Below are 19,820 nucleotides of genomic sequence, written 5' to 3' on the forward strand. Positions count from 1 at the left end.
GGCCGAGAAGCGACTATTATTAATATTCGAAGGTCTATTTTTAATACATGGCCGTCGTGAGCGTCTCGATGGACGATAGGCTGCTCGAACGGGTCGACGAGTTCGTCGCGGACCACGGCTACACCGGCCGCAGCGAGGTCGTCCGCGAAGCGGTGCGAGCGCTGCTGGGCGAGTTCCGCGACCGGCGGCTCGCCGACCGAAACCTGGCGGGCGCCGTCACGGCGCTTTTCGAGTACGACAGCCCCGACGTCGAGGCGCGGATGACGGAGCTCCGCCGCGAGCACGGGTCGCTCATCGCGTCCAACGCCCACCACTGCGTCCGCGACAACGGCGGGTGCGTCGAGTCGTTCGTCGTCGAGGGCGACCTCGCGGAGATCTCGGCGTTCGTCGCCAAGCTCCGCGCGTCGGCAGAGACCGTGACCGTCGAGTACTCGCTCGCGCCGACTGACGCGATCGGCGAGCCGCTGTTTCCCGACCGCTGACGTCGCCGGATTCGGTCGCCTCTCGCCCCCTCGGGGCGATCAGCCGTCGAACTCGGCGACGTCCCTTCCGATCGAGACGACGTTCTTCACGAGGTTGCCGTGCGCCCGCTGTAACCGCTCGGACAGCGCCTGCTGGGAGATGCCGAACTCGGCGGCGAGCTCCTCGGTCGACGCGCGGCTCGGTATCTCGTAGTATCCGCGCTCGAACGCCTCCTTGACGGCCTCGTACTGGCTCTCCGTGAGGTCGAACTGCGCGCGCCGGGCCTTGTCGATCTCGTAGATCCGGTCGACCCGGACGTCGATGCCCCGCTCCCGGCAGAAGGCGTTGGCCGCCGCGGCGTCCTCCCGATCCGTGAACACGATCGTGAGCCGCCAGCTGTCGTCGTCCGTGAACGCCTGCTGAACGACGGCTTGCAGTTCGTTCGTGACGTACTCGACGAGCGTCTCGTTTTCGACCCAGTCCATCCGGTAGAGCCACTCCTCGTCGAACTCGGCAAGCAGACGGACGTTCTCGACCGTCGGATCGTCGTCCAGGAGCCGGTTCAGGCGGTCGGGGTCGCACTTCATCGCCCAGACGAACGGCACGAGCGTCGCCTCCGTCGCCACGACGCGCTCGATCTCGAACTCCGCGTCCGGCATCTGCTCCAGCGTCCGTTCGAGCATGAACTCGTCCGCCGGCAACGTGACCTCCGCGGCTGTAGGCATCGAGGGGGGGTTTGACGCGCAGGGACTTATACGGATTCCCGCCGCCTCGATGCCCTCGCTGGCCGGCGGAAACGCGGCGGCGCGCCCGCCGGAAATCGCCCGATGTCGTCGGTAGTCGAGCGCCGGCGGTCCGCCTCGCTCGACTCGCCACGGATAAGTAACCTGTTATAACAAGTACGATCGATTACCTTCGTTTGCCGATACACTGTTCGTCGTGACGACCGTCGTCGAACTCAATCTGTCTCCTGAAGCGTTCATTCTCTCTGAAACTGTCGCCGATCACCCCGGGATCGAACTCGCGGTCGTGCGGGCCACCGCGCACCCCTCCGTGCTCGCTCCCATCTTCTGGGTTTTCGACGCCGACTTCGACGCGCTGACGGCGTCGCTTGAGTCCGATCCGACCGTCCGGGGCGTCGAACTGGTCGCGTCGTTCGACGGCGAGCGGCTGTACCGGGCCGAGGACGTCGAGCACGGCGAACTGCTTCGGTACCTCGTCTGCGAGAAGGGGGCGACCGTCCAGCGGGCGTCGCTGTCGGGCGGCCGGTGGCGGTTCCGGGCGCTGTTCGACGAGCAGGAGAACGTGTCCGGGTTGTTCGACTTCAGCCGCCGACAGGGGCTCGACGTGCGCGTCGACCGGGTGTACCCGCTCTCCGAGCTCCACCGAGCCGGTCTCGGGCTCTCGGAGGCGCAGTACGAGGCGATCGGGCTGGCTCTGACAGCGGGGTACTACGACATCCCCCGGGAGGCGACGATCGCTGACCTCGCCGGCGACCTCGACATCTCCTCGCAGGCGCTGTCCGAGCGGCTGCGGCGCGCGCACGGGGCGCTCGTCCGGGAGGCCGTCCTTCCCCGGTTCGACGAGCAGTCGCTCTCCGACTCCGACCCGCTCTCCGGCCCGTAGAGCCGCTCCCACCGCCGCGAAGTCGCTCTCGCCTCCGGTCGGCGAGCGCTCTCGCCGACCGACCGACGCGCGCCATCGCGTCGCCGAACGGACGACGTGTTTTCGACGCAATAGATCGTAGGTGGGGTATGAACCGCGACGCCGTCCGGGTGGGGGTGCTGACGCTTCACGACAGCAAGGAGACGAAGGCGATTCTGAACGCGGTCGAGGCGCTCGGCCACCGACCGGAGTGGCTCCGCGAGGAGAACACCGTCTTCCGGGTGGTCGACGGGCGGCCGCGGCTGCGGCCCGACGTGGACGTCGTCGTCAACCGCCTGCTGCTGTCGAACGCCGACCGGCCGGCGGAGCACCTCGGCGTCGCGCAGACGCTCGCCGAGATCCGGCCGACGCTCAACCGCCCGGAGGCGGCCGCGTGCGCGGCGCACAAGACGGCCACGGCGGCGATACTGGCCCGCGAGGGGATCCCGACGCCCGACGTCGCGTTCGCGCTCTCGGGCGACGCGCTCACCGACCTCCGCGCCGAGTTCGGGGAGGAGGTCGTCTACAAGACCGCCATCGGCACCCACGGGGGCGGGGCGTGGAAGCTCGAAACGACGGAGCCGCTCACCGCCTCGGTCGGGGCGAGGCGGGCGTTCCTCCAGGAGTTCGTCTGTAGCACGTACGAGGGTCGCCCCCGCGACCTCCGGGTGTACGTCGTCGGCGACGAGGTCGTCGGCGCGATGTACCGCTACGCCCCCGAAGGCGAGTGGCGGACGAACGTCGCCCGGGGCGGCGAGGTGGAGGACGCCACGGCGGTGCTGTCGACGGAGGTCGCAGAGCTCGCGCTGGCGTCGACCGCCGCCCTGGGGCTCGACTACGCGGGCGTCGACCTCATCGAGGGCGAGGAGGGGTGGTGCGTCCTCGAAGTCAATCCCACCGCCGGGTTCCGCGGGCTCTACCGGGCGACGGGCCGCAGCCCGGCCCCGCACATCGCCAAACTCGCCGTCGAGCGCGTCGGCGTCGCCGTCGACGGCGAGCGGGTGCGGCGGCTCTCGGCGACCCTCGACGACTCCCGGCCGTCGTGCGCGCCCGCGCCGGGACCGACGACGCCCGACGAGCCGCCGGTGATCGGGTTCACGGAGCGGGTGGTCGTGAGCGGGGCGACGGGAACGAAGACGGTGGTCGGCAAGTCGGACACCGGCGCCTCCCGGACCAGCATCGACATCCGCCTCGCCGCGGAGATCGGCGCCGGACCGATCCACACCGTCAGCACCGTCAGGTCGGGCACCACGAAGCGCGGCAGGAGCCGTCCGGTCGTGGATCTGGTGATCGGCATCGGCGGCGCACAGCACACGGTCGCGGCGAACATCGAGGACCGTTCGCACATGGACTACCCGCTGCTCCTCGGCCGCGACGTCCTGAAGAACTACTACCTCGACATCGGTCGTCGCGTCGACGACGGGGCGGATCGGCCGACCCGGCGCGGCGGCTGACGCCGCGTCCTCACCGAGGGCCAGTACGAGGCCGTCAAGGTGGCGGGCAGGTGCGACGATCTCGATCGCCGCGGCCCGGGTAGGTCCGGCGGCCTCCATCACCCGCGCCCGGCGCGGCCGCCGATCCAGCAAGAACGTCCCGGTCGCGTGATTTTTTAGGGGCGTTTCGCCATGGCAGTGCATGGCGAAAGTCGACATCGACACCTTCGGGTCGCGGCGCTCGACCGTCTACGGTCAGCGCGGCGTCGTCGCGACCAGCCAGCCGCTCGCCGCCCAGGCGGGGATAACCGCCCTGCAAGGCGGCGGCAACGCGTTCGACGCGGCGGTCGCGACCGCGGCCGCGCTGAACGTGGTCGAACCCACGAGCACCGGCCTCGGCGGCGACGTGTTCGCCCTCTACCGCACCGCGGAGGGCGAGGTGGGCGCGATGCGGAGCTGCGGCGGCGCGCCCGAGGAGGCGACGATCGAGAACGTCCGGGCGAGCGTCGAGGCGGCGGACGCGGACACCCGCTCGTCGTGGTACCCGGAGTCCCGGGGGTACGCGGTCGACGAGGCCGAGACCGCCGGGATGCCGTTTCTCGGCCCGCACGCGGTCACCGTCCCCGGCACGGCCCGCGGCTGGGAGCTGACGGTCGAGGAGTTCGGCCGGAAGTCCCTGTCCGAGCTTCTCGACCCGGCGATCCGCTACGCGACGGAGGGCTTCCCCGTGTCCGAGGTCGTCGCCAGCCAGTGGGAGCACGCCGAGGAGCTCTTCGCGGACGACCACGCCCGCGCGGCGTACCTCTTCGACGGTCGCGCCCCGTCGGTCGGCGAGCGCGTCCGCCTCCCCGCGCTCGGCGCGACGCTCGAAACCGTCGCCGAGGAGGGGGCGGACGCCGTCTACGAGGGCGAGATCGGAGAGCGGATCGTCGAGGAGGTTCGGGCGAAGGGCGGCTTCCTCTCCCGCTCGGACCTCGCGGGATTCGAACCGGAGTTCGTCGATCCCGTCTCGACGACGTACGGCGGCGTCGAGGTGTACGAGCTCCCGCCGAACAACCAGGGGCTCATCGCGCTCGAAGCGCTGAACGTCGCCGAGGAACTCGGCGCGGGCGAGCACCCGCTCGACTCGCCGGAGCGGATCCACTACTTCGCGGAGGCGACGAAGCTGGCGTTCCACGACGGCCACCGCTACATCACCGATCCCGAGTACGAGGACGTCCCGCCGCTCGGGTCGAAGTCGTGGGCGAGACGCCGGGCCGCCGAGGTCGGCGAGACGGCGAACCGCGACGTCTCCTTCGGCGTCCCGGAGGCGCGGGCGGAGGACGCCGACACCGTCCTCCTGACGGTCGCGGACGACGAGGGGAACGTCGTCTCGTACATCAACTCGCGCTTCGCGGGCTTCGGCAGCGGCCTCGTCGCGGGCGACACCGGCATCGCGCTCCAGAACCGCGGGGCGTCCTTTTCGCTCGACCCCGAGCACCCGAACCGCCTCGAACCGGGCAAGCGGCCGTTCCACACGCTCGTCCCGGCGGTCGCCCGCCTCGGCGAGGACGACTGGGCGGCCTTCGGCGTGATGGGCGGGTACATGCAGCCGCAGGGGCACGTCCAGGTCGTCTCGAACGTCGTCGACTACGACCTCCCGCTGCAGGCGGCGCTCGACCGCCCGCGCTGGCGCTACCGCGAGGACGGCGCGCTGGCGATAGAGCCCCACGTGCCGGACGACGTCGCCGCCGCGCTCGCCCGCAAGGGCCACGACGTGCGCGTCCTCCCCCCGGCGATGTTCGGCGGCGCGCAGATCGCGCGGAACGACGGCGGCGTCCTGTCGGCGGCGACGGAGCCCCGGAAGGACGGCAACGCGGTCGGGTACTGACCCGATCCGGGCGGAGGGGAACCGTTCGTCCGCGCGGGTTAGGCGGCCCTGTAGTACAGTCTCACTTCCCCGTCCTCTCCCTCGTCGATCGCCCGCTTCTCCGCGTTCCCGTGGTACACGAGCGTTTCGAGGGCCATCTCGACCAGGATCTCGGACCGCCGCCGCGACAGCTGCCAGCCGACGGCGTCACGGATCGCGTTCACGAGCGTCGAGTCCCCGCTCTCCGCCGGTCCCGCGTCCCGGAAGAGGTCCTCGACGGCGTAGGCGGACGGCGCGCCGGCCTCCAGGATCTCGCGCACCGTGGTCAGCAGATCGTCGACCTCCGCGGCCCGGTCCCAGCGGTCTTCGTCGATCGGCATGCGTACTGCTTCGCGCGGCGCGGTATAGGTCTGTGTCGGCGATCGCCGGATCGCCGTCGGCCGGAGTCGACGCGTCCGGCCCGATCAACCGCCCGTGCTCGCCACGGTGAGCGCGAGACGGTACGGGTAGTCGCCGGTGTCCCTGATGCGACCCGTTTCGCGTTCACCCCCGTCCTCGCCCCACCGCCGAACGCCGAAGTAGTCGTCGACGACGTACGTTCCGGGCGCGAGGTTTCTCGCGTCGGCTCGGAGCAGGTAGGTTCGACGCATCGTTTCTCCGGGGAGCAGCGGCACGCCGAGTCCGATCGAGTTCACGATTACCGTCCCGTCGTCCCGGGGGTGAACGTAGTCACTCGTCTCGTACCGATCGCTCCACAGGACGACGCCGCCCTCGCCGTCCCTCCTCTTCGCCGAGAGGACTCCGAACGGCGGCGGCGCGCCGCAGAACAGCGTAACCGGGACGTGTCCCGTGTTCGTGACTGACCGCGTGAGCGTCGCGGGGGAGTCCGGCGCGATCGCCGCGTCGCCCAGAGCCGCCTCGAACCGTACCGGGAGCGATTCCGGGCGGGCCGCGAACAGGTACGGCTCGTAGTACTCGCCCTCGATGCGGACGTAGTCGTAGGCTGCGACCGATTCCTCGAGTTCCGCCGGAAGGTCGTGCATCCGATACCGCCGGCCGTCCGTCTCGAACGCGCCGCGGATCGCCCGACGCGCCGCGGGCGGCAGGTCGGCGAGGTCCGCGACCGTCCCGCCGCGAATCCGCGACTCGTCCGCGGGCGTCGCCCGCAACGCGTACGGCGGTCCCGGATCGTCGACCGAGAGCGTCAGTTTTCCGCATCCGTCGGAGTGCCGGACGAAGTCGTATTCGGAGAGGAACGCCCGTAGCTTCGGGTCGAGAGCGGTGGTTCGGTGCTCCAGCTTCCCGCGGACGAGACTTCCGACAACCTCGTTCACCGCCCGAGTCCGTCGAACGACGTCCCCGTTCACGTCCGCGGTTCGACCCGGAGCGGCGGCGTCTCTCGGAACCGGGTCCAGCGTCAGGACGAGTTCCGGAAACGTCGAATCGAGTCCGTAGATCCGGTCGTCCGCGGCCGCGTACCCCGTCCGAACCGCGTACCGGAGTTCGTCGGACGGATCGTCGATTTCGTACCTCCCCTCTTCGATCGCCGACTCGACGGCCGCTCTCGCCCCCGCAGGCAGATCGGTGACGTGGGGCGCGCGTACGTCGAGGCTGCCCCCGTAGCTGAGATCGAGCAGGTATCGGTAGGTCGTCACCCCGTCGAGGGATGCGGTGAAGGCGGTATCGTCCGGCGGTACGTCGTCCTTTCGCTCGTCTCGCCCGAGACACCCGGCCGAGACAGCGCCCGTCCCGACGGCGGCGAGGAAGCGGCGACGGTGCATGCGATGTCGTCCCCCGACCGCGGCATAATCCTTCTGTAGGCGCAAACGAGCGCTTGTGTCTCCGACCGCAGAACCGTCGCCGGCTCGGTTTCGCTCGCCCCCGAACCGCCGGCTCACTCGCCGTCGCGTGCGCGACCGGCGATCCGCTCTACCACCGCCGGGTCGGCGCTCTCGATCTCGCCGGCCTGCACGCTCCACAGGGTCGCGTACAGCCCGCCCCGCGCGACGAGCTCCTCGTGGGTGCCCCGCTCGGCGATCCGCCCCTCGTCGAGGACGAGGATCTGGTCCGCGCCCCTGATCGTCGAGAGGCGGTGGGCGATCACGAACGTCGTCCGGTCCGCCGTCAAGCGGGCGAGCGCCCGCTGGATGAGCAGTTCGGTCTCGGTGTCGACCGCCGAGGTCGCCTCGTCGAGCACGAGGATCTCCGGATCCTGCAGCATCGCCCGGGCGATGCTGATGCGCTGGCGCTGGCCGCCGGAGAGCTTCACCCCCCGCTCGCCGATCCTGGTGTCGTACCCGTCGGGGAGGCGTTCGACGAAGTCGTGCGCCTCCGCCGCCGTCGCCGCGGCGACCATCTCCGCCTCCGTCGCGTCGAACGCGCCGTACAGGAGGTTCTCGCGGACGGTCCCGTCGAACAGGTACACGTCCTGGCTCACGTACCCGACGGCGCCGCGTAGCGATTCGAGGGCGACGTCCCGCACGTCGACGCCGTCGATCCGGACCGCGCCCCCCGGATCGGAGACCTCGTACAGCCTGAGCAGGAGCTTCGCGGCGGTCGACTTGCCGGCCCCGGTCGGCCCGACGAGGGCGACCGTCTCGCCCGGCTCGGCCGCGAAGCTCACGTCCCGCAGCACGGGGACGCCGTTCGAGTAGGCGAAGTCGACGGCGTCGTACTCGACGCGGCCCTCGACGCCGTCGAGGACGACCGCGTCGGAGGCGTCGGCGACGGTCACGGGGATGTCCGCGAGCCCGAAGACGCGCGCGGCGGAGGCGCGGGCGTTCTCGTAGCTGTTGACGATGCGCCCCGCCCCGCCGAGCGGGCCGACGAACCGCTGGGTCATGAAGAGGAACGTGACGAACTCGCCGACGAGAAGCCGGCCGCCGAAGGAGGGCGGCGGACCGGCGACGAGCCAGTACCCCCCGAGCAGGAACGTCGCGGCGAACGCGACGCCGGAGAGCAGTTCCATGCTCGGCTGATAGAGGTATTCGAGCTTCGCCACGGCCCACGATCGGAGGTAGTAGTCCCACGACGCCTCGGCGACCCGCCCCTCCTCGTACGCCTCGGCGTTCGACGCCTTGATGACCTCGATGCCGGCGACGTTGTTTTCGAGCCGCGCGTAGAGGTCGCCGACGCTCGCGCGAAGCGCCGCGTACATGGGCCGGATCGTCCGCATGAACCGCACCGTGAAGGCGAGGAGAAGCGGCACCGCGACGAGCGTCACGAGCGCGAGCTGCCAGTTGAGCCAGAGGAGCACGCCGGCGATGGCGACGACCGACGCGACGAGCTGGATCGCGCCGCTGAACGAGCTGTCGAGGAACATTCGGAGGTTCCGCACGTCGCTGTTCAGGACGCTCAGGACCTGCCCCGTCTGCTTGTCGTCGAAGAACGCCATGTCGAGCCGCTGCATGGCCGCGTAGGCGTCGGTGCGGACGGCGTGCTGGATGCGGTTCGAGTACAGCGACAGGCCGATCCCCTGGAGCCAGGTGAAGACCACGCCGAGGACGAACCCGGCGGCGATGAGGAGCGCGGAGAGCCACAGCTGCCCGAGGCGCGTCGTCGGGAGCCAGGCGTCCGGAACCAGCGGCAGGCTGAACGGGGCGTTTCCCCCGAACACCGAGTCGATTGCGACCCCGAGCACCAGCGGCGGCAGCAGGGCGACCAGGCTCGCACAGACGCTCGCGAGGAGCCCGAGCAGGAACCACCCGAGGTCGTCGCGGCCGTACTCCGCGAACACTCTGACCAGCGGGTCGGAGCCGGCGTCGCGGTACTCGTCGAACGGGTTGGGCGTCTCCGGATTCATTCGAAGTCGGCGGACGTGATCCGCTCGCAGTCCCGCGGTTCGCGCCCTCACCTCACGTTAGTGACCGCCGTATTTGAACCGCGCGCCTGGGGGCTCGCGAGCGGTCCGACCGCCGCGTGCCCGAGTCAGACCGTCGCGCCTCCGAGCCCGATTGCCGCGCCCCCGAAACCGACAGCGGAATGCCGCTCGAACCGCTGATTGTACCCATGCGCTCCGGAGGGATCGGACGGTGACCGGCGGCTCCGACGCCGATCGGTACGGGTTCGACGAGAACCGGAACTACCTCGCGGAGGCCGTCGGCAAGTTCGTCCCGCAGCCGCTGGCGCGGCGGGCGCTGCGGATCGACCTCGAAACCGACCGCGAGGCGTACCGCCCGGGCGACGCGGTGGAACTCACGGTCGCCATCGAGAACCGCCTCCCGCTGCCGATCGCGGTCGCGACCCCCCAGCGGCGGCTCTGGGGGTGGACCGTCGACGGCGAACTCGAAGCGAGCGACGAAAAGCGGTACGCGAGCGGCGCGGCGGGGCGGTTCCCCTTCCGAGCGGGCGAGCGGAAGGTCATCACCTGGACGTGGAACGGGCGGTTCAAGCGCGTCGGCGACCGCACGACCTGGGAGACGCCGGCTCCCGGAACCTACGAGATCCGGGCGTTCGTCGCCACGCGCCCGCCGCGGCCGAGCGACTCGGTCCGGATCCGGATCGGGTGAGGGAGGGTAAGGGGCGGTCAGCCGATCCGTCGTCACCCTCGCGCCCCGACGCTCGATCAGCCCGGCCGACCTGATCAGCCAGGTCAGTCCGCGCGCTTCGTCCGGTGGAGGTGACAGGCGGCGAAGTGTTCGCCCCGGCCGTACTCCGGCTCGACGTGGTACGCCGGCTTCTCCTCGGCGCAGACGCTGTTCTCGGCGAACGACTCGGTGAGGAGCGCCGCGGCGCGATCCCAGTCGTCCTCGAGTATCGCCTCGATGCTCTCGTCGACGACGGCCGCCGCGTCGCCGCGCGGTTCCGCGTCGGCGAAGAACTCCGCGCGGATCGCGCGCCCGGTCGACGCTTCGAAGGTGCGGCGATCGACGGCCCGCACGAACCGGCGGACGTTCGCCCACTCGGCGTCGGTCAGGTCGTACTCCGCCGGCACGATGAGCTTCGGACAGCGCGTCCGGAACCGACAGCCCGACGGCGGGTCGATCGGCGAGGGGACGTCGCCTTCGAGCACGCCGCGCCGGCCCTCGGCCCGCGGGTCCGGAACCGGGATCGACTGGAGCAGCGCGTCCGTGTACGGGTGCTGGGGGTTCTCGAACAGCTCGTCGGTCTCGGCGAGCTCGACGAGCTGGCCGAGGTACATGACGGCGACCCGGTCGGAGATGTGGCGGATCACGGAGAGGTCGTGGCTGATGAACAGGTACGTGAGGCCGAACTCCCGCTGGAGGTCGCGCATGGTGTTCAGCACCTGCGCCTGGATCGAGGCGTCGAGCGCGCTCGTCGGCTCGTCGCAGACGATGAAGTCCGGATTCACCGCGAGCGCCCGGGCGAGGTTGACGCGCTGGCGCTGGCCGCCCGAGAACTGGTGGGGGTAGCGGTTGTAGTGGTGCGGGTCCAGCCCCACCTTCTCCAGCAGCTCGCGGGCGCGCTCCTCGCGTTCCCCCTCGTAGAGGCCGTGGGCCTTCATCGGCTCCTCGACGATGGGGCCGACCTTCATCCGGGGATCGAGGCTCGACTGGGGGTCCTGGAAGATCATCTGCATGTCCTTGCGGTGGTTGCGGACCGCCTCGCCGGAGAGTTCGGCGAGGTTCTCGCCCTTGAAGTACACCGCCCCGTCGGTCGGTTCGAGCAGGCGGAGCACGGTCCGCGCGAGCGTCGACTTGCCGCAGCCGGACTCGCCGACGAGCCCCAGCGTCTCGCCCTTCTTGATGTCGAAGGAGACGTCGTCGACGGCCTTCACCTTCGGCTTCGGGAAGATGCTGCTGAGCAGGCCGCTCCCCTGGCTGAAGTGCTTCGTCAGCCCCTCGACCGACAGGATCGTCTCGCCGTAGTCGACCTGTTCCTCGTCGTGCCGCGCGACCGCCCTACTCATCGCTCTCACCCCGCGCTTCGACCAGGCCGCCGCCGAATGCGCCGGTCGCCGCCGTCTCCAGCGGGTCCGAGTCCTCGTACCCGACGTCCTCGTACTTCACGCACGAGACGCGGTGCGGCGGTTCGTCGCCGGTCACGTCCTGGTACGCCGGGTGCGCCCGCCGACACACCTCGCGCGCGTCGGGACAGCGAGTGTGGAACCGGCAGCCCGGCGGCGGGTTGATCGCCTCGGGCATCACCCCCTCGATCGGGTTCAGCTCCTCGACCGTCTGGTCCGGCCGGGGGATCGAACGGAGCAGCGCCTCGGTGTAGGGGTGTTTGGTGTCGTAAAACAGGTCGTCGACCTCGGCCTGTTCGACGATCTCGCCGAGGTACATCACGTTGACCCGGTCGCAGATCTCGGCGACGACGCCCATGTCGTGGGTCACCCAGATGAAGCTCGTGCCGTACTTCGCCTGGAGGTCGCGCACGAGGTCGAGGATCTGTCCCTCGACGGTCACGTCGAGCGCGGTGGTCGGTTCGTCCGCGATGATGAGGTTGGGTTCGCACGCGAGCGCCATCGCGATCAGCACGCGCTGGCGCATCCCGCCCGAGAACTGGTGGGGGTAGTCGTCGTAGCGCTCTTCGGGCTCCGGAATCCCCACCTCCCGGAGCATGTCGACGGCGATCTCCCTGGCCTCCGCCTTCGAGACCTCGCGGTTGATCTCAATGAACTCCCGGAGCTGGTCGCCGACCTTGAACACGGGGTTGAGGCTCTCCATCGGGTCCTGGAAGATGATCGCTATCTCCCGGCCGCGGATCCGGGTCCGCATCTCCGCCTCCGAGAGCATCTCTGGCGATCGGCGGCGTTCGCCGTCGGGGCCCTCTTCGAATCCGACGAGCACCTCGTCGCGGTACCTGACGGTGCCGCCGACGACCTCGCCGGGGTTCTCGACGAGCCGCATGATCGAACTCGTCGCGACGGACTTGCCCGCGCCGGACTCGCCGACGAGCCCGACGATCTCCCCTTCGTTCACCTCGAAGCTGATGCCGTCTACGGCGCGGACGACACCCTCCTCGGTGAAGAACTGTGTCTGCAGGTTTTCGACGGTGAGTAGTGGTTCGCTCATCAGTTGTTGATCCGTGGGTCGAGTGCGTCTCGCAGGCCGTCGCCGAGCAGGTTGAAGCCGACCACCGTCACGAGGATGGCCACCCCGGGCCAGATGCTGAACCACGGGTTCGGAAGCATGTAGTTCCGCGAGCTCGAGAGCATCTGCCCCCAGGAGGGGGTCGGCGGCTGCGCGCCGTAGCCGAGGAACGACAGCCCCGCGATGATGAGGATGTTGATGCCCACCTGGAGGGTCGCCTGCACCAGCACGGGCGCGAAGCTGTTCGGGACGACGTGCCGGAGGATGATGTTCCGGTCGCGCACCCCGGCGGCGCGCGCGGCCTCGATGAAGTCCTCCTCGCGGACGCTCAGCACCCGCGAGCGGATGAGCCGCGCGAAGGTCGGGATGGTGGCGATCCCGACGCCGATCATCGCGAACATCAGGTTCCGGCCGAAGGCCGTCATGAACGCGATGACGAGCACGAGGAACGGAATCGCGAAGAGCGTCTCCGCCGCCCGCATCAGCGCGTCGTCGACCCAGCCGCCGTAGTAGCCGGCGACGGCCCCAACGAGCGTCCCGAGGATCATCGCGATCCCGGTCGAGACGATCCCGACGGTGATGGCGATCTGCGTCCCGTAGAACAGCCGCGAGAGGACGTCGCGGCCGCGGTGGTCCGTCCCGAGCGGGTGGTCTAACGTTCCGGGCCGGTTCGGGTACAACTCGTTCGTCAGTCCGAACGGCGGACGCAGGATCTCCGCGCCTGCCGGTTCGTGCACCGGACTGTACCAGAAGGTCTTGGCGAGCCAGTACTTTTCGACGCCCAGGTTCGCGAAGAACCCGATCTTCGAGAGCTGTTCGAAGACGGTGCTGTCGACGAACGCGATCAGCGCGACAGTCGTCGTGAGGCCGATGATGAAGAGGCCCGCGAGCGCCGTCGGGTCGCGTCGCACCTGCGAGAGCGTGTACCGAAGCCCGACGCGCGCTTCGACCTTCTCTTCGGCCTCGGCGTCCCGGACGTCGAACTTCGTCGAAGTGGATGTGTCCGTTGCCATGGTCAGTCAGTGTCGTCGTAGGACACCCGGGGGTCGACGTACGCGTACGAGAGGTCCGTGACGATGACGCCGACGACGAACACGACGCCGAACATCAACGTCGTCCCCATCACCAGCAGGTAGTCCTGGTTGTTGATCGCCGTGATGATGAGCCGGCCCATCCCGTTGATCGAGAAGACGGTCTCGGTCAGGACGGCCCCGCCGAGCGCCTGGGTCAGCTGCAGCCCGACGATGGTGATGAGCGGCAGCTGCGCGTTGCGGAACGCGTGCTTCCGCAGGATCTTCCCCTCCGAGACGCCGTACGCCCGCGCGAGCTTGACGTACTCCTGTCCGAGCACCTCCAGCATGGACGACCGTTCGATGCGGGTAAAGGCCGCCATCTGGAGCGTCCCGAGCGTGATCGTCGGGAGCACGAGGTGGTGCAGCGCCGTCAGGACGACCTCTAACTGCGTGCTCGCGCCGTCGACGGCCGACGGGTGCGCCCACGGCATGACGAGGTCCGTCGCCGGGAAGAGCCGGATCTTGTACGCGAACAGGATGATGAGCATCAGCCCGATCCAGAAGGAGGGCGTGCTCACCCCGAACAGCGCGACGATACGGGAGACGTGGTCCGTGGGTTTGTTCCGCCGCTTCGCCGAGATGACGCCGAGCGGGACGGCCGTCACGAGCGCGAAGGTGAAACTCGAAACGAGCAGCAGCAGCGTGACCGGCAGCCGTTCGAGGATCTTCTGCGTCACCGGGACCCCGTAGTACAGGCTCTGGCCGAAATCGAGCCGGATCACGTCGATCAGGTAGTTGACGTATCTGACGTGCAGCGGCTGGTCCAGCCCGAACTTCGCGCGGATGGCCGCCGCCTGCTGCGCGCTCGGCGAGGGCCCGAGCATGATGCTCACGGGGTCCCCCGGGATCGCGTCCGTCAGGAGGAACGTGATCGTGATGACGCCGAGCACGACCGGGATCGACTGTAGCAGGCGACCGGCCGCGTACCGGAGCCGGCTCACGGTGCACCCCTCGCGCTTTCGGTGTGCCTCCGCGGTTGTTGCTTGTCGGTTGTAATGTACATAAATCCGGAATGGCTCCGTCGCCGGAGCCTACTTTTCGAGCGAGACGTTGTTGTGGTCGCTCGCGATGTGGAAGCTGTCCACCGGGTGCGACGCGAAGTCCTTGACGTAGTTCTTCACGCCGAAGCTGTTTTTGAGGTTGTACGCCGGCAGGTGCGCGCGGTCTTCGAGGGCGGTCGTGATGCCCTCGACGTAGAGCTGTTTGCGCTCCTCCCTGTCGGTCGACTGCCGCGCCTGCATGAACAGCTCGTGGACCCGCTTTCCGTTCTCGCTGTTGTCACCGTAGTAGGTCCCGTTGGTGACGCCGAGCGTGTTCTCGTCGCGGCCGAACATGTAGTAGGTGAACGCGTCGGGATCGGGCGAGCCGGACCAGCCGAGCGTGTACATGTTGTAGTCCGACTCCTTGCCGGAGACGTACTTGTCGAGGAACGCGCCCCAGTCGAGCCGCTGGACGGACACGTTGTTGAAGCCGGCCTCCTTGAGACCGTTCGACACCGAGACGCCGATCTGTTCGCGCTTGTCGTCCGGCGGGACGATGATCTTCCAGTTGTAGTTCGAGTCGACGCCGGCCTCGTCGAACAGCTGTTTGGCCTGCTCGGTGTCCCGCTTGTGGGGAATCTGCTTCCACTGGTCGAGCGGCATCCCCCAGTCCTCGGCGACGGCCTTCGGAAGCGGGCTGTACTGGCGGACGCCGGTGGGCTCGACGTAGTTCTTCACCGCCTGGTCCATGTCGACGCAGTAGTCCACCGCCTCGCGGACCTTCGGGTCCGTCGTCGGACCCTCCTTGCAGTTGAACGCGAGGTAGAAGTAGCCGACGCCCGGCACCTCGTCGATGCTGGCGTCGCCCATGTTCCGGACCGTCGAGTACTGCTTCGGCGGGATCTCCTCGATGACGTCGTTCTCGCCGTTGCGGAGCGTCGTCACGCGGGTCGTCGACTCCTCGACCGGCACGAACTCGATGCCGTCGATCTTCGGCTTCGGATCGCCCCAGTAATCCTCGTAGCGCTTGATCCGGACGAAGTTCCCCTCCTGCCACTCGACGAACTCGAAGGGACCGGAGCCGACCGGCTTCTTGGTGTTGAACGCCTTCTTGTCGTTCTCGCGGACCGACTTGGGGACGATGTCCCTCCCCGCGAGCGCGGTGTCGAACGCGCCGTAGGGGTACTTCAGGTCGAACTGCACCGTCGTCTCGTCGACGGCGGTGATGGAGTCGACCATGTTCACCTCGCTCGCGTTCTCGGTCTCCTCTTTCACGGGCGCTTCGAAGGAGTACTTCACGTCCTCGGCGGTGACCGGGTCGCCGTTCTGGAAGGTCGCCTTGTCGGTCATCTCGACGACGTACCGCTTTCCTTCCCTGGACACCTCCGGCTCGCCCGTGGCGATGTTCGGGACGATGCCCGTCGACTCGTCGTACGAGTACAGCGCCTCGAAGATGTTCTGTGCGACCTGGTCCGACGGGACGTCGTTGAGCACGACCGGGTCGAACTCCAGCGGGCTCTTGACCAGCGCCATCTTGAGCTGGTTCGCCCCGCCGGATCCGCCGGATCCGTCGGATCCTTCCGAGTTGCCGCCGTTTCCGGTACATCCCGCGATGCTCAGCGCGCCGGCCGCGCCGAGTCCTTGAAGCACGCGCCGTCTGTTCATCCTAGCTCCGTCCTGATCCGTATTAGACATGCGATATCACCCTTCCTGGGAAACGATACCGTGAATGTATTCTGGTTAAATAAATATCCTGCGATCCTGGGTGAGCATTCACCCGAGGACGAAATAGAGTGAAAACGTTGTCGAATGGGTGGATTCGGTTGCTAGATGCCTAATTTTAACCGCCCGATCAATGTCAATGTTATATTATGAAGGACGATGCTCGGGATACGTTCCGTTCCGGTCACCCGCGCAGCGCGTCGACCGGTCGCTCGTTCGCGGCTTTCCAGGCCGGGTACAGTCCGCCGAGGAGGCTGACGAGGACGCCGAATCCGAACGCGACCAGGAGGTAGCCGCCGTTCCGGGGCGCGAGCACCGCTGCGAGGGTCACCTCGGCGACGAAGTAGTAGAGCCCCGCGGTCCCGATGGCGGCGAGCGCCGCCCCGACCGCCCCGCCGACGACGCCGAGGAGCGCCGCCTCGACGAGGACGATCCGCACCACGTCGCGCCTCTGCACGCCGACCGCCCGGAGGACGCCGATCTCCCCCCTGCGCTCCGCCGTGCTCATGAGCATGACGTTGAGGATGCTCACCCCGGCGACGACGAGCGAGATCGAGCCGACGGCGAGCAGGAAGGAGTTGAGCAGGGCGAAGAAGTCGCCGATCCGGTCGACGATCGTCGAGAGTTCGAACACGTCGACGCGGCGCTCCCGCGCGTTCAACCGCTCGCGGATCTCCGCGGCGATCCGGCCGGCCTCCGTCCCGGAGTCGGCCCGGACGATGACCTGGGTGTACTCCTCCTCGACGAACGCCTCCTCGGGGAGGACGATCGCGTCGTTCGGCGAGACCGGCGCGACGTCGTCCGCCGCTTCGAGCACCGCGATTACGCGGTACTGCCGCCCCTCGATCGTCACGGTGCGACCGGCCTCCACTCCGAGGTCGGCCGCGACCGCCGACCCGACGATCGCCCCGCGGGTGTGCCGCGCGGGCAGTTCGCCGTCGGCCGCCTCGAACAGGGCTCTCGGTTCCGACAGCCCGTACAGCGTGACGAACGTCCGCTCGTCGCCGCGCTGGGCGACCGCCCCGGCGGAGATGAGCGGAACGACCTCGGACCCGGCGGCGACGCGCTCTATCCGCTGGACGTCCCGGGGTTCGATCGCCTCCTCGCCCGCGTCGCCGTTCGGCGTGACGACGACCTGATCGCCCAGGCCGCCGAGCGACTGCGTCGCCGTCAGTTCGAGGACGCTCCCCAGGATCCCCAGCGACGCGATGGCGAACACGCCGATGACGATGCCGAGGGCCGCCAGCGCCGTCCGGAGGCGGTTCCGCGAGAGGTTCCGCCGCGCCATCAGGACCGCCGGAAACCGGACGTCCGGCCGCGGCGCCCCGGACGGCCGCCCACCCGCGCTCATCGCCGCTCCCGGCGCGCCAGGAGGACGGCGGCCAGCGCGAGCGCGCCCAGCGTCAGGCCGGCGCTCGCGGCCGCGCCCGCTCCCGCCGATCCGAGGCTGAATCCGCCGCCGGATCGCTCGCGGGGGGGTTCGTAGGGGAGATCGACCACGCGCTGGCGGTCGACGCCGTCGACCTGGTAGGTCAGCCGAACCGGGATCGTCTCCGCGCCGTCGTCGACCCGCGCGGTCAGCTCGAACGGCGCGAAGTCGCTGCCGTCGACAGTGCCGACGAAGTAGTCCCGCTGCGGGTACGTCGGCCGGACGGCCTCCGTCGGCACGACCTCGGCGACGAGACCCGTCACCTCGCCCCGCCCGACGTTCGCCGCGTTGGCGGTGACCGCGACGGTGCCGTCGTCGCGGGCCGTCACGTTCGCGTCCGTGATCCGGATCTCGCCGACGGGCGGCCGGTACTCGAACCCCGCCTCGGCGCTCCCCGCCCGCACTCCCGCGTCGTACGCGAGAGCGAACCGCACTTCGGTCGGTTCGCGCACGTCCGCGAGGTCGACCGTCGCGGTCGCCCGTTCGCCCGGCGCGAGCGGGCCGTCGATCCGCTCCCGCGGGAGGGCGGTGTCGCCGGCCCGTGGGGTGACGACGACGTTCTCGACCGGGACGGTGCCGAAGTTCGTCACGACGACCTCGTACCGGGTGGTCGGCGCGTCACCCTCGGCCTGCCCCCCGTCCGTGACCCCGGCGGCCGATCCCGCGCCGCTCAACAGGCCGCCGAGGCTCCCCGCCGCGTCGGTCGGCCCTTCCGTCGCTCTGGGAGCCTCCGGCCGCACCTCGACGCCCACGTCGTCGACGAACGGGGCGACGGAGACCGTCCGCTCGGCCGCCGTCGTGGATTCGGTGCCCGCCTCCGTCGCGTAATCGAGGGCGACTCTCACCGGCTGTTCGCCCTCGGCGTCCGGGACGGCCGTGAGGTTCACCGTCGCGGTCGCCCCGGGTCCGAGCACCGGAATCGCCCGGCGATCGATCCCCGGCTCGCCCAGGGGATCGTCGAACCGGACGACGAGGTTCCGGACGGGCGTCTCGCTCGGGTTCGAGACGGTCACCCGGACCGGCGTTTCGGCGTCGACGGCGGGCGACGGGACGGCCAGCTCCAGCCGCGGCGCGGCGTCCTCGACGGCGATCGGGACGGGACGGGCGACGCTCACCTCGTCGCCGTCGGCGTCGACGCCGACGACGCGGAGTTCGAGCGTCCGGACCCCCGCCCCGTCGAACGCCGCCGTGAGCGGGACCGAAAGGTCGTCGCCGGGCGAGAGCGAGCCGACGCGCTCCGCGCGGTCGAGGACCGCGTCGCCCTCGCGGAGTTCGATCCGCTCGATCTCGACCGGCGAGGGGCTCCCGACGGAGTTTCGCACCGTCGCGGTGACGGTCACCGTCTCGCCGACGAGCGGCGTCCCCGGCGCGACGGCGACGTTCGAGACGGTCAGCCGGGCGTCGGGGACGGCCCCCGCGGGCCCCGCCGCCGAGAGCGCGAGGGCCAGGGCGAAAAGGAGCCGGAGCGTCGCAACCCGGTTCATTGGAAGCTACACGGGGGGAGCGAGCATAGCAGTGCCGGCGATCGTTCCGCACCGCTTCGCCCCGGAGTGGACAGACCCATGTACGCCCCGACCGCACGTCCACCATGCGCCAGTTCCTCGTCCTCGGCCACGACGCGCCGACGACGCCCGACTTCTCGCTCGACGACCTCGCGGGCGCCGCGGGCCGCCTCGACGTGCTGTGTCGCTGCGTCAACTCCGCGTTCTTCCTCTCGCACGCCATCCGCGAGGACGTTCGCGTCCACCTCGTCCTCCGCGACGAGCTCACCGTCACGTTCGAAGGGAGCGAGCTCCGGCGGCTGAATCCCGACGAGCGGAGCACCGCCGCGCTGATCCGGAAGGCGCTCGGCGAGCGCGAGGGGGCGATCGGCCACATGCCCGTCGAGAGCAGTCCGGGCGTCTCACTCAGACGGATGGGGTTCGAGGAGACGCTCGCCGACGCGGCCGCGGGCGCGACGGTCGTCCAGCTCCACGAGGGCGGCGATCCGGTCGTCGAGGTCGAACCGCCCGAAGACCCCCTGTTCGTCCTCTCCGACCACCGCGACTTCGCGGACGAGGAGGCGTCGGCGCTGGCGGACGCGGCCGACGAGCGCGTTCGCCTCGGTCCGGAGGTCCTCCACGCGGACCACGCGATCACCGTCGCGCACAACTACCTCGACACCGACGGCTACACCTCCTACTGAGCGGGCGAAACGTCCGACGAACCCCAACAAATCCCGGCGAGTCTCGTC

At 69.6% G+C, this 19,820-nt stretch carries 17 protein-coding genes; 6 read left to right on the top strand and 11 right to left on the bottom strand.

Annotation, left to right across the window (positions count from 1 at the left end):
• Positions 1-47 precede the first annotated feature (47 nt).
• Complete coding sequence (locus CNO20_RS01550) at positions 48-482, top strand: CopG family ribbon-helix-helix protein (protein ID WP_101294271.1); 435 nt, start codon at positions 48-50, stop codon at positions 480-482.
• A gap of 39 nt (positions 483-521) precedes the next feature.
• On the opposite strand, the gene CNO20_RS01555 is transcribed toward CNO20_RS01550, so the two are convergent.
• A complete protein-coding gene (locus tag CNO20_RS01555; RefSeq protein ID WP_101294272.1) occupies positions 522-1,187 on the bottom strand; it encodes a helix-turn-helix domain-containing protein in 666 nt (221 codons plus the stop codon).
• A gap of 214 nt (positions 1,188-1,401) precedes the next feature.
• Between CNO20_RS01555 and CNO20_RS01560 the strand changes: the two genes are divergently transcribed.
• The 3 genes from CNO20_RS01560 (at position 1,402) to CNO20_RS01570 (ending at position 5,409) form a co-directional block, all read left to right on the top strand.
• Positions 1,402-2,088: a helix-turn-helix domain-containing protein gene (locus tag CNO20_RS01560; protein WP_101294273.1), complete on the top strand. Its 687-nt coding sequence runs from the start codon at positions 1,402-1,404 to the stop codon at positions 2,086-2,088.
• Between the two features lie 128 nt (positions 2,089-2,216).
• The gene (locus tag CNO20_RS01565) at positions 2,217-3,560 is read left to right on the top strand and encodes a RimK family alpha-L-glutamate ligase (RefSeq protein WP_101294274.1); all 1,344 of its coding nucleotides are present in this window, start codon (positions 2,217-2,219) and stop codon (positions 3,558-3,560) included.
• A gap of 181 nt (positions 3,561-3,741) precedes the next feature.
• The gene (locus CNO20_RS01570) at positions 3,742-5,409 is read left to right on the top strand and encodes a gamma-glutamyltransferase family protein (RefSeq protein ID WP_101294275.1); all 1,668 of its coding nucleotides are present in this window, start codon (positions 3,742-3,744) and stop codon (positions 5,407-5,409) included.
• A gap of 38 nt (positions 5,410-5,447) precedes the next feature.
• Here the strand turns inward: CNO20_RS01570 and CNO20_RS01575 are convergent, their stop codons facing one another.
• The 3 genes from CNO20_RS01575 to CNO20_RS01585 all read right to left on the bottom strand — a co-directional run bounded on the left by CNO20_RS01575 (position 5,448) and on the right by CNO20_RS01585 (position 9,190).
• Entirely contained in the window at positions 5,448-5,768 is a 321-nt protein-coding gene (locus tag CNO20_RS01575; RefSeq protein ID WP_101294276.1) for a hypothetical protein, read from the bottom strand.
• Positions 5,769-5,852: 84 nt separating this feature from the next.
• Entirely contained in the window at positions 5,853-7,169 is a 1,317-nt protein-coding gene (locus tag CNO20_RS01580) for a DUF8130 domain-containing protein (protein WP_101294277.1), read from the bottom strand.
• Positions 7,170-7,282: 113 nt separating this feature from the next.
• Complete coding sequence (locus CNO20_RS01585) at positions 7,283-9,190, bottom strand: ABC transporter ATP-binding protein (RefSeq protein ID WP_233203859.1); 1,908 nt, start codon at positions 9,188-9,190, stop codon at positions 7,283-7,285.
• A 229-nt stretch (positions 9,191-9,419) separates the two neighbouring features.
• Between CNO20_RS01585 and CNO20_RS01590 the strand changes: the two genes are divergently transcribed.
• Positions 9,420-9,896, top strand: a complete 477-nt coding sequence (locus tag CNO20_RS01590; RefSeq protein ID WP_101294278.1) for a DUF7974 family protein — start codon at positions 9,420-9,422, stop codon at positions 9,894-9,896.
• Positions 9,897-9,979: 83 nt separating this feature from the next.
• Here CNO20_RS01590 and CNO20_RS01595 read toward each other — a convergent pair whose 3' ends face one another.
• From CNO20_RS01595 to CNO20_RS01625, 7 genes are all read right to left on the bottom strand, one after another.
• On the bottom strand, positions 9,980-11,257 hold the full coding sequence (locus tag CNO20_RS01595) for an ABC transporter ATP-binding protein (protein WP_101294279.1): 1,278 nt from the start codon (positions 11,255-11,257) through the stop codon (positions 9,980-9,982).
• Positions 11,250-12,365: an ABC transporter ATP-binding protein gene (locus CNO20_RS01600; protein ID WP_101294280.1), complete on the bottom strand. Its 1,116-nt coding sequence runs from the start codon at positions 12,363-12,365 to the stop codon at positions 11,250-11,252. Before CNO20_RS01600 ends, CNO20_RS01595 begins: the two co-directional genes overlap by 8 nt.
• Complete coding sequence (locus CNO20_RS01605; protein WP_101294281.1) at positions 12,365-13,396, bottom strand: ABC transporter permease; 1,032 nt, start codon at positions 13,394-13,396, stop codon at positions 12,365-12,367. Before CNO20_RS01605 ends, CNO20_RS01600 begins: the two co-directional genes overlap by 1 nt.
• Before the next feature lie 2 nt (positions 13,397-13,398).
• Positions 13,399-14,397 (bottom strand): ABC transporter permease, encoded by a 999-nt coding sequence (locus tag CNO20_RS01610; protein ID WP_101294282.1) that lies wholly within the window; start codon positions 14,395-14,397, stop codon positions 13,399-13,401.
• A gap of 90 nt (positions 14,398-14,487) precedes the next feature.
• On the bottom strand, positions 14,488-16,101 hold the full coding sequence (locus tag CNO20_RS01615; protein WP_233203861.1) for an ABC transporter substrate-binding protein: 1,614 nt from the start codon (positions 16,099-16,101) through the stop codon (positions 14,488-14,490).
• A 241-nt stretch (positions 16,102-16,342) separates the two neighbouring features.
• A complete protein-coding gene (locus tag CNO20_RS01620; protein ID WP_101294284.1) occupies positions 16,343-17,509 on the bottom strand; it encodes an ABC transporter permease in 1,167 nt (388 codons plus the stop codon).
• The gene (locus CNO20_RS01625; RefSeq protein WP_101294285.1) at positions 17,506-19,071 is read right to left on the bottom strand and encodes a COG1361 family protein; all 1,566 of its coding nucleotides are present in this window, start codon (positions 19,069-19,071) and stop codon (positions 17,506-17,508) included. The genes CNO20_RS01620 and CNO20_RS01625 overlap by 4 nt, the downstream gene beginning before the upstream one ends.
• A gap of 104 nt (positions 19,072-19,175) precedes the next feature.
• Between CNO20_RS01625 and trmY the strand changes: the two genes are divergently transcribed.
• Positions 19,176-19,772: a tRNA (pseudouridine(54)-N(1))-methyltransferase TrmY gene (gene trmY / locus CNO20_RS01630; RefSeq protein ID WP_101294286.1), complete on the top strand. Its 597-nt coding sequence runs from the start codon at positions 19,176-19,178 to the stop codon at positions 19,770-19,772.
• Positions 19,773-19,820: the final 48 nt, after the last annotated feature.

Origin of the sequence: Halegenticoccus soli (genome assembly GCF_002844195.1) — an archaeon.
Classification (GTDB): Archaea; Halobacteriota; Halobacteria; order Halobacteriales; family Haloferacaceae; genus Halegenticoccus; species Halegenticoccus soli.

Bases quoted from the DNA above. Each gene is read 5' to 3' on its own strand.
- CNO20_RS01625 (WP_101294285.1), bottom strand. From the start codon at position 19,071: ATGAACCGGGTTGCGACGCTCCGGCTCCTTTTCGCCCTGGCCCTCGCG.
- trmY (WP_101294286.1), top strand. From the start codon at position 19,176: ATGCGCCAGTTCCTCGTCCTCGGCCACGACGCGCCGACGACGCCCGAC.
- CNO20_RS01620 (WP_101294284.1), bottom strand. From the start codon at position 17,509: ATGAGCGCGGGTGGGCGGCCGTCCGGGGCGCCGCGGCCGGACGTCCGG.
- CNO20_RS01570 (WP_101294275.1), top strand. From the start codon at position 3,742: ATGGCGAAAGTCGACATCGACACCTTCGGGTCGCGGCGCTCGACCGTC.
- CNO20_RS01600 (WP_101294280.1), bottom strand. From the start codon at position 12,365: ATGAGCGAACCACTACTCACCGTCGAAAACCTGCAGACACAGTTCTTC.
- CNO20_RS01575 (WP_101294276.1), bottom strand. From the start codon at position 5,768: ATGCCGATCGACGAAGACCGCTGGGACCGGGCCGCGGAGGTCGACGAT.
- CNO20_RS01595 (WP_101294279.1), bottom strand. From the start codon at position 11,257: ATGAGTAGGGCGGTCGCGCGGCACGACGAGGAACAGGTCGACTACGGC.
- CNO20_RS01550 (WP_101294271.1), top strand. From the start codon at position 48: ATGGCCGTCGTGAGCGTCTCGATGGACGATAGGCTGCTCGAACGGGTC.
- CNO20_RS01585 (WP_233203859.1), bottom strand. From the start codon at position 9,190: ATGAATCCGGAGACGCCCAACCCGTTCGACGAGTACCGCGACGCCGGC.
- CNO20_RS01555 (WP_101294272.1), bottom strand. From the start codon at position 1,187: ATGCCTACAGCCGCGGAGGTCACGTTGCCGGCGGACGAGTTCATGCTC.
- CNO20_RS01615 (WP_233203861.1), bottom strand. From the start codon at position 16,101: ATGAACAGACGGCGCGTGCTTCAAGGACTCGGCGCGGCCGGCGCGCTG.
- CNO20_RS01580 (WP_101294277.1), bottom strand. From the start codon at position 7,169: ATGCACCGTCGCCGCTTCCTCGCCGCCGTCGGGACGGGCGCTGTCTCG.
- CNO20_RS01565 (WP_101294274.1), top strand. From the start codon at position 2,217: ATGAACCGCGACGCCGTCCGGGTGGGGGTGCTGACGCTTCACGACAGC.
- CNO20_RS01605 (WP_101294281.1), bottom strand. From the start codon at position 13,396: ATGGCAACGGACACATCCACTTCGACGAAGTTCGACGTCCGGGACGCC.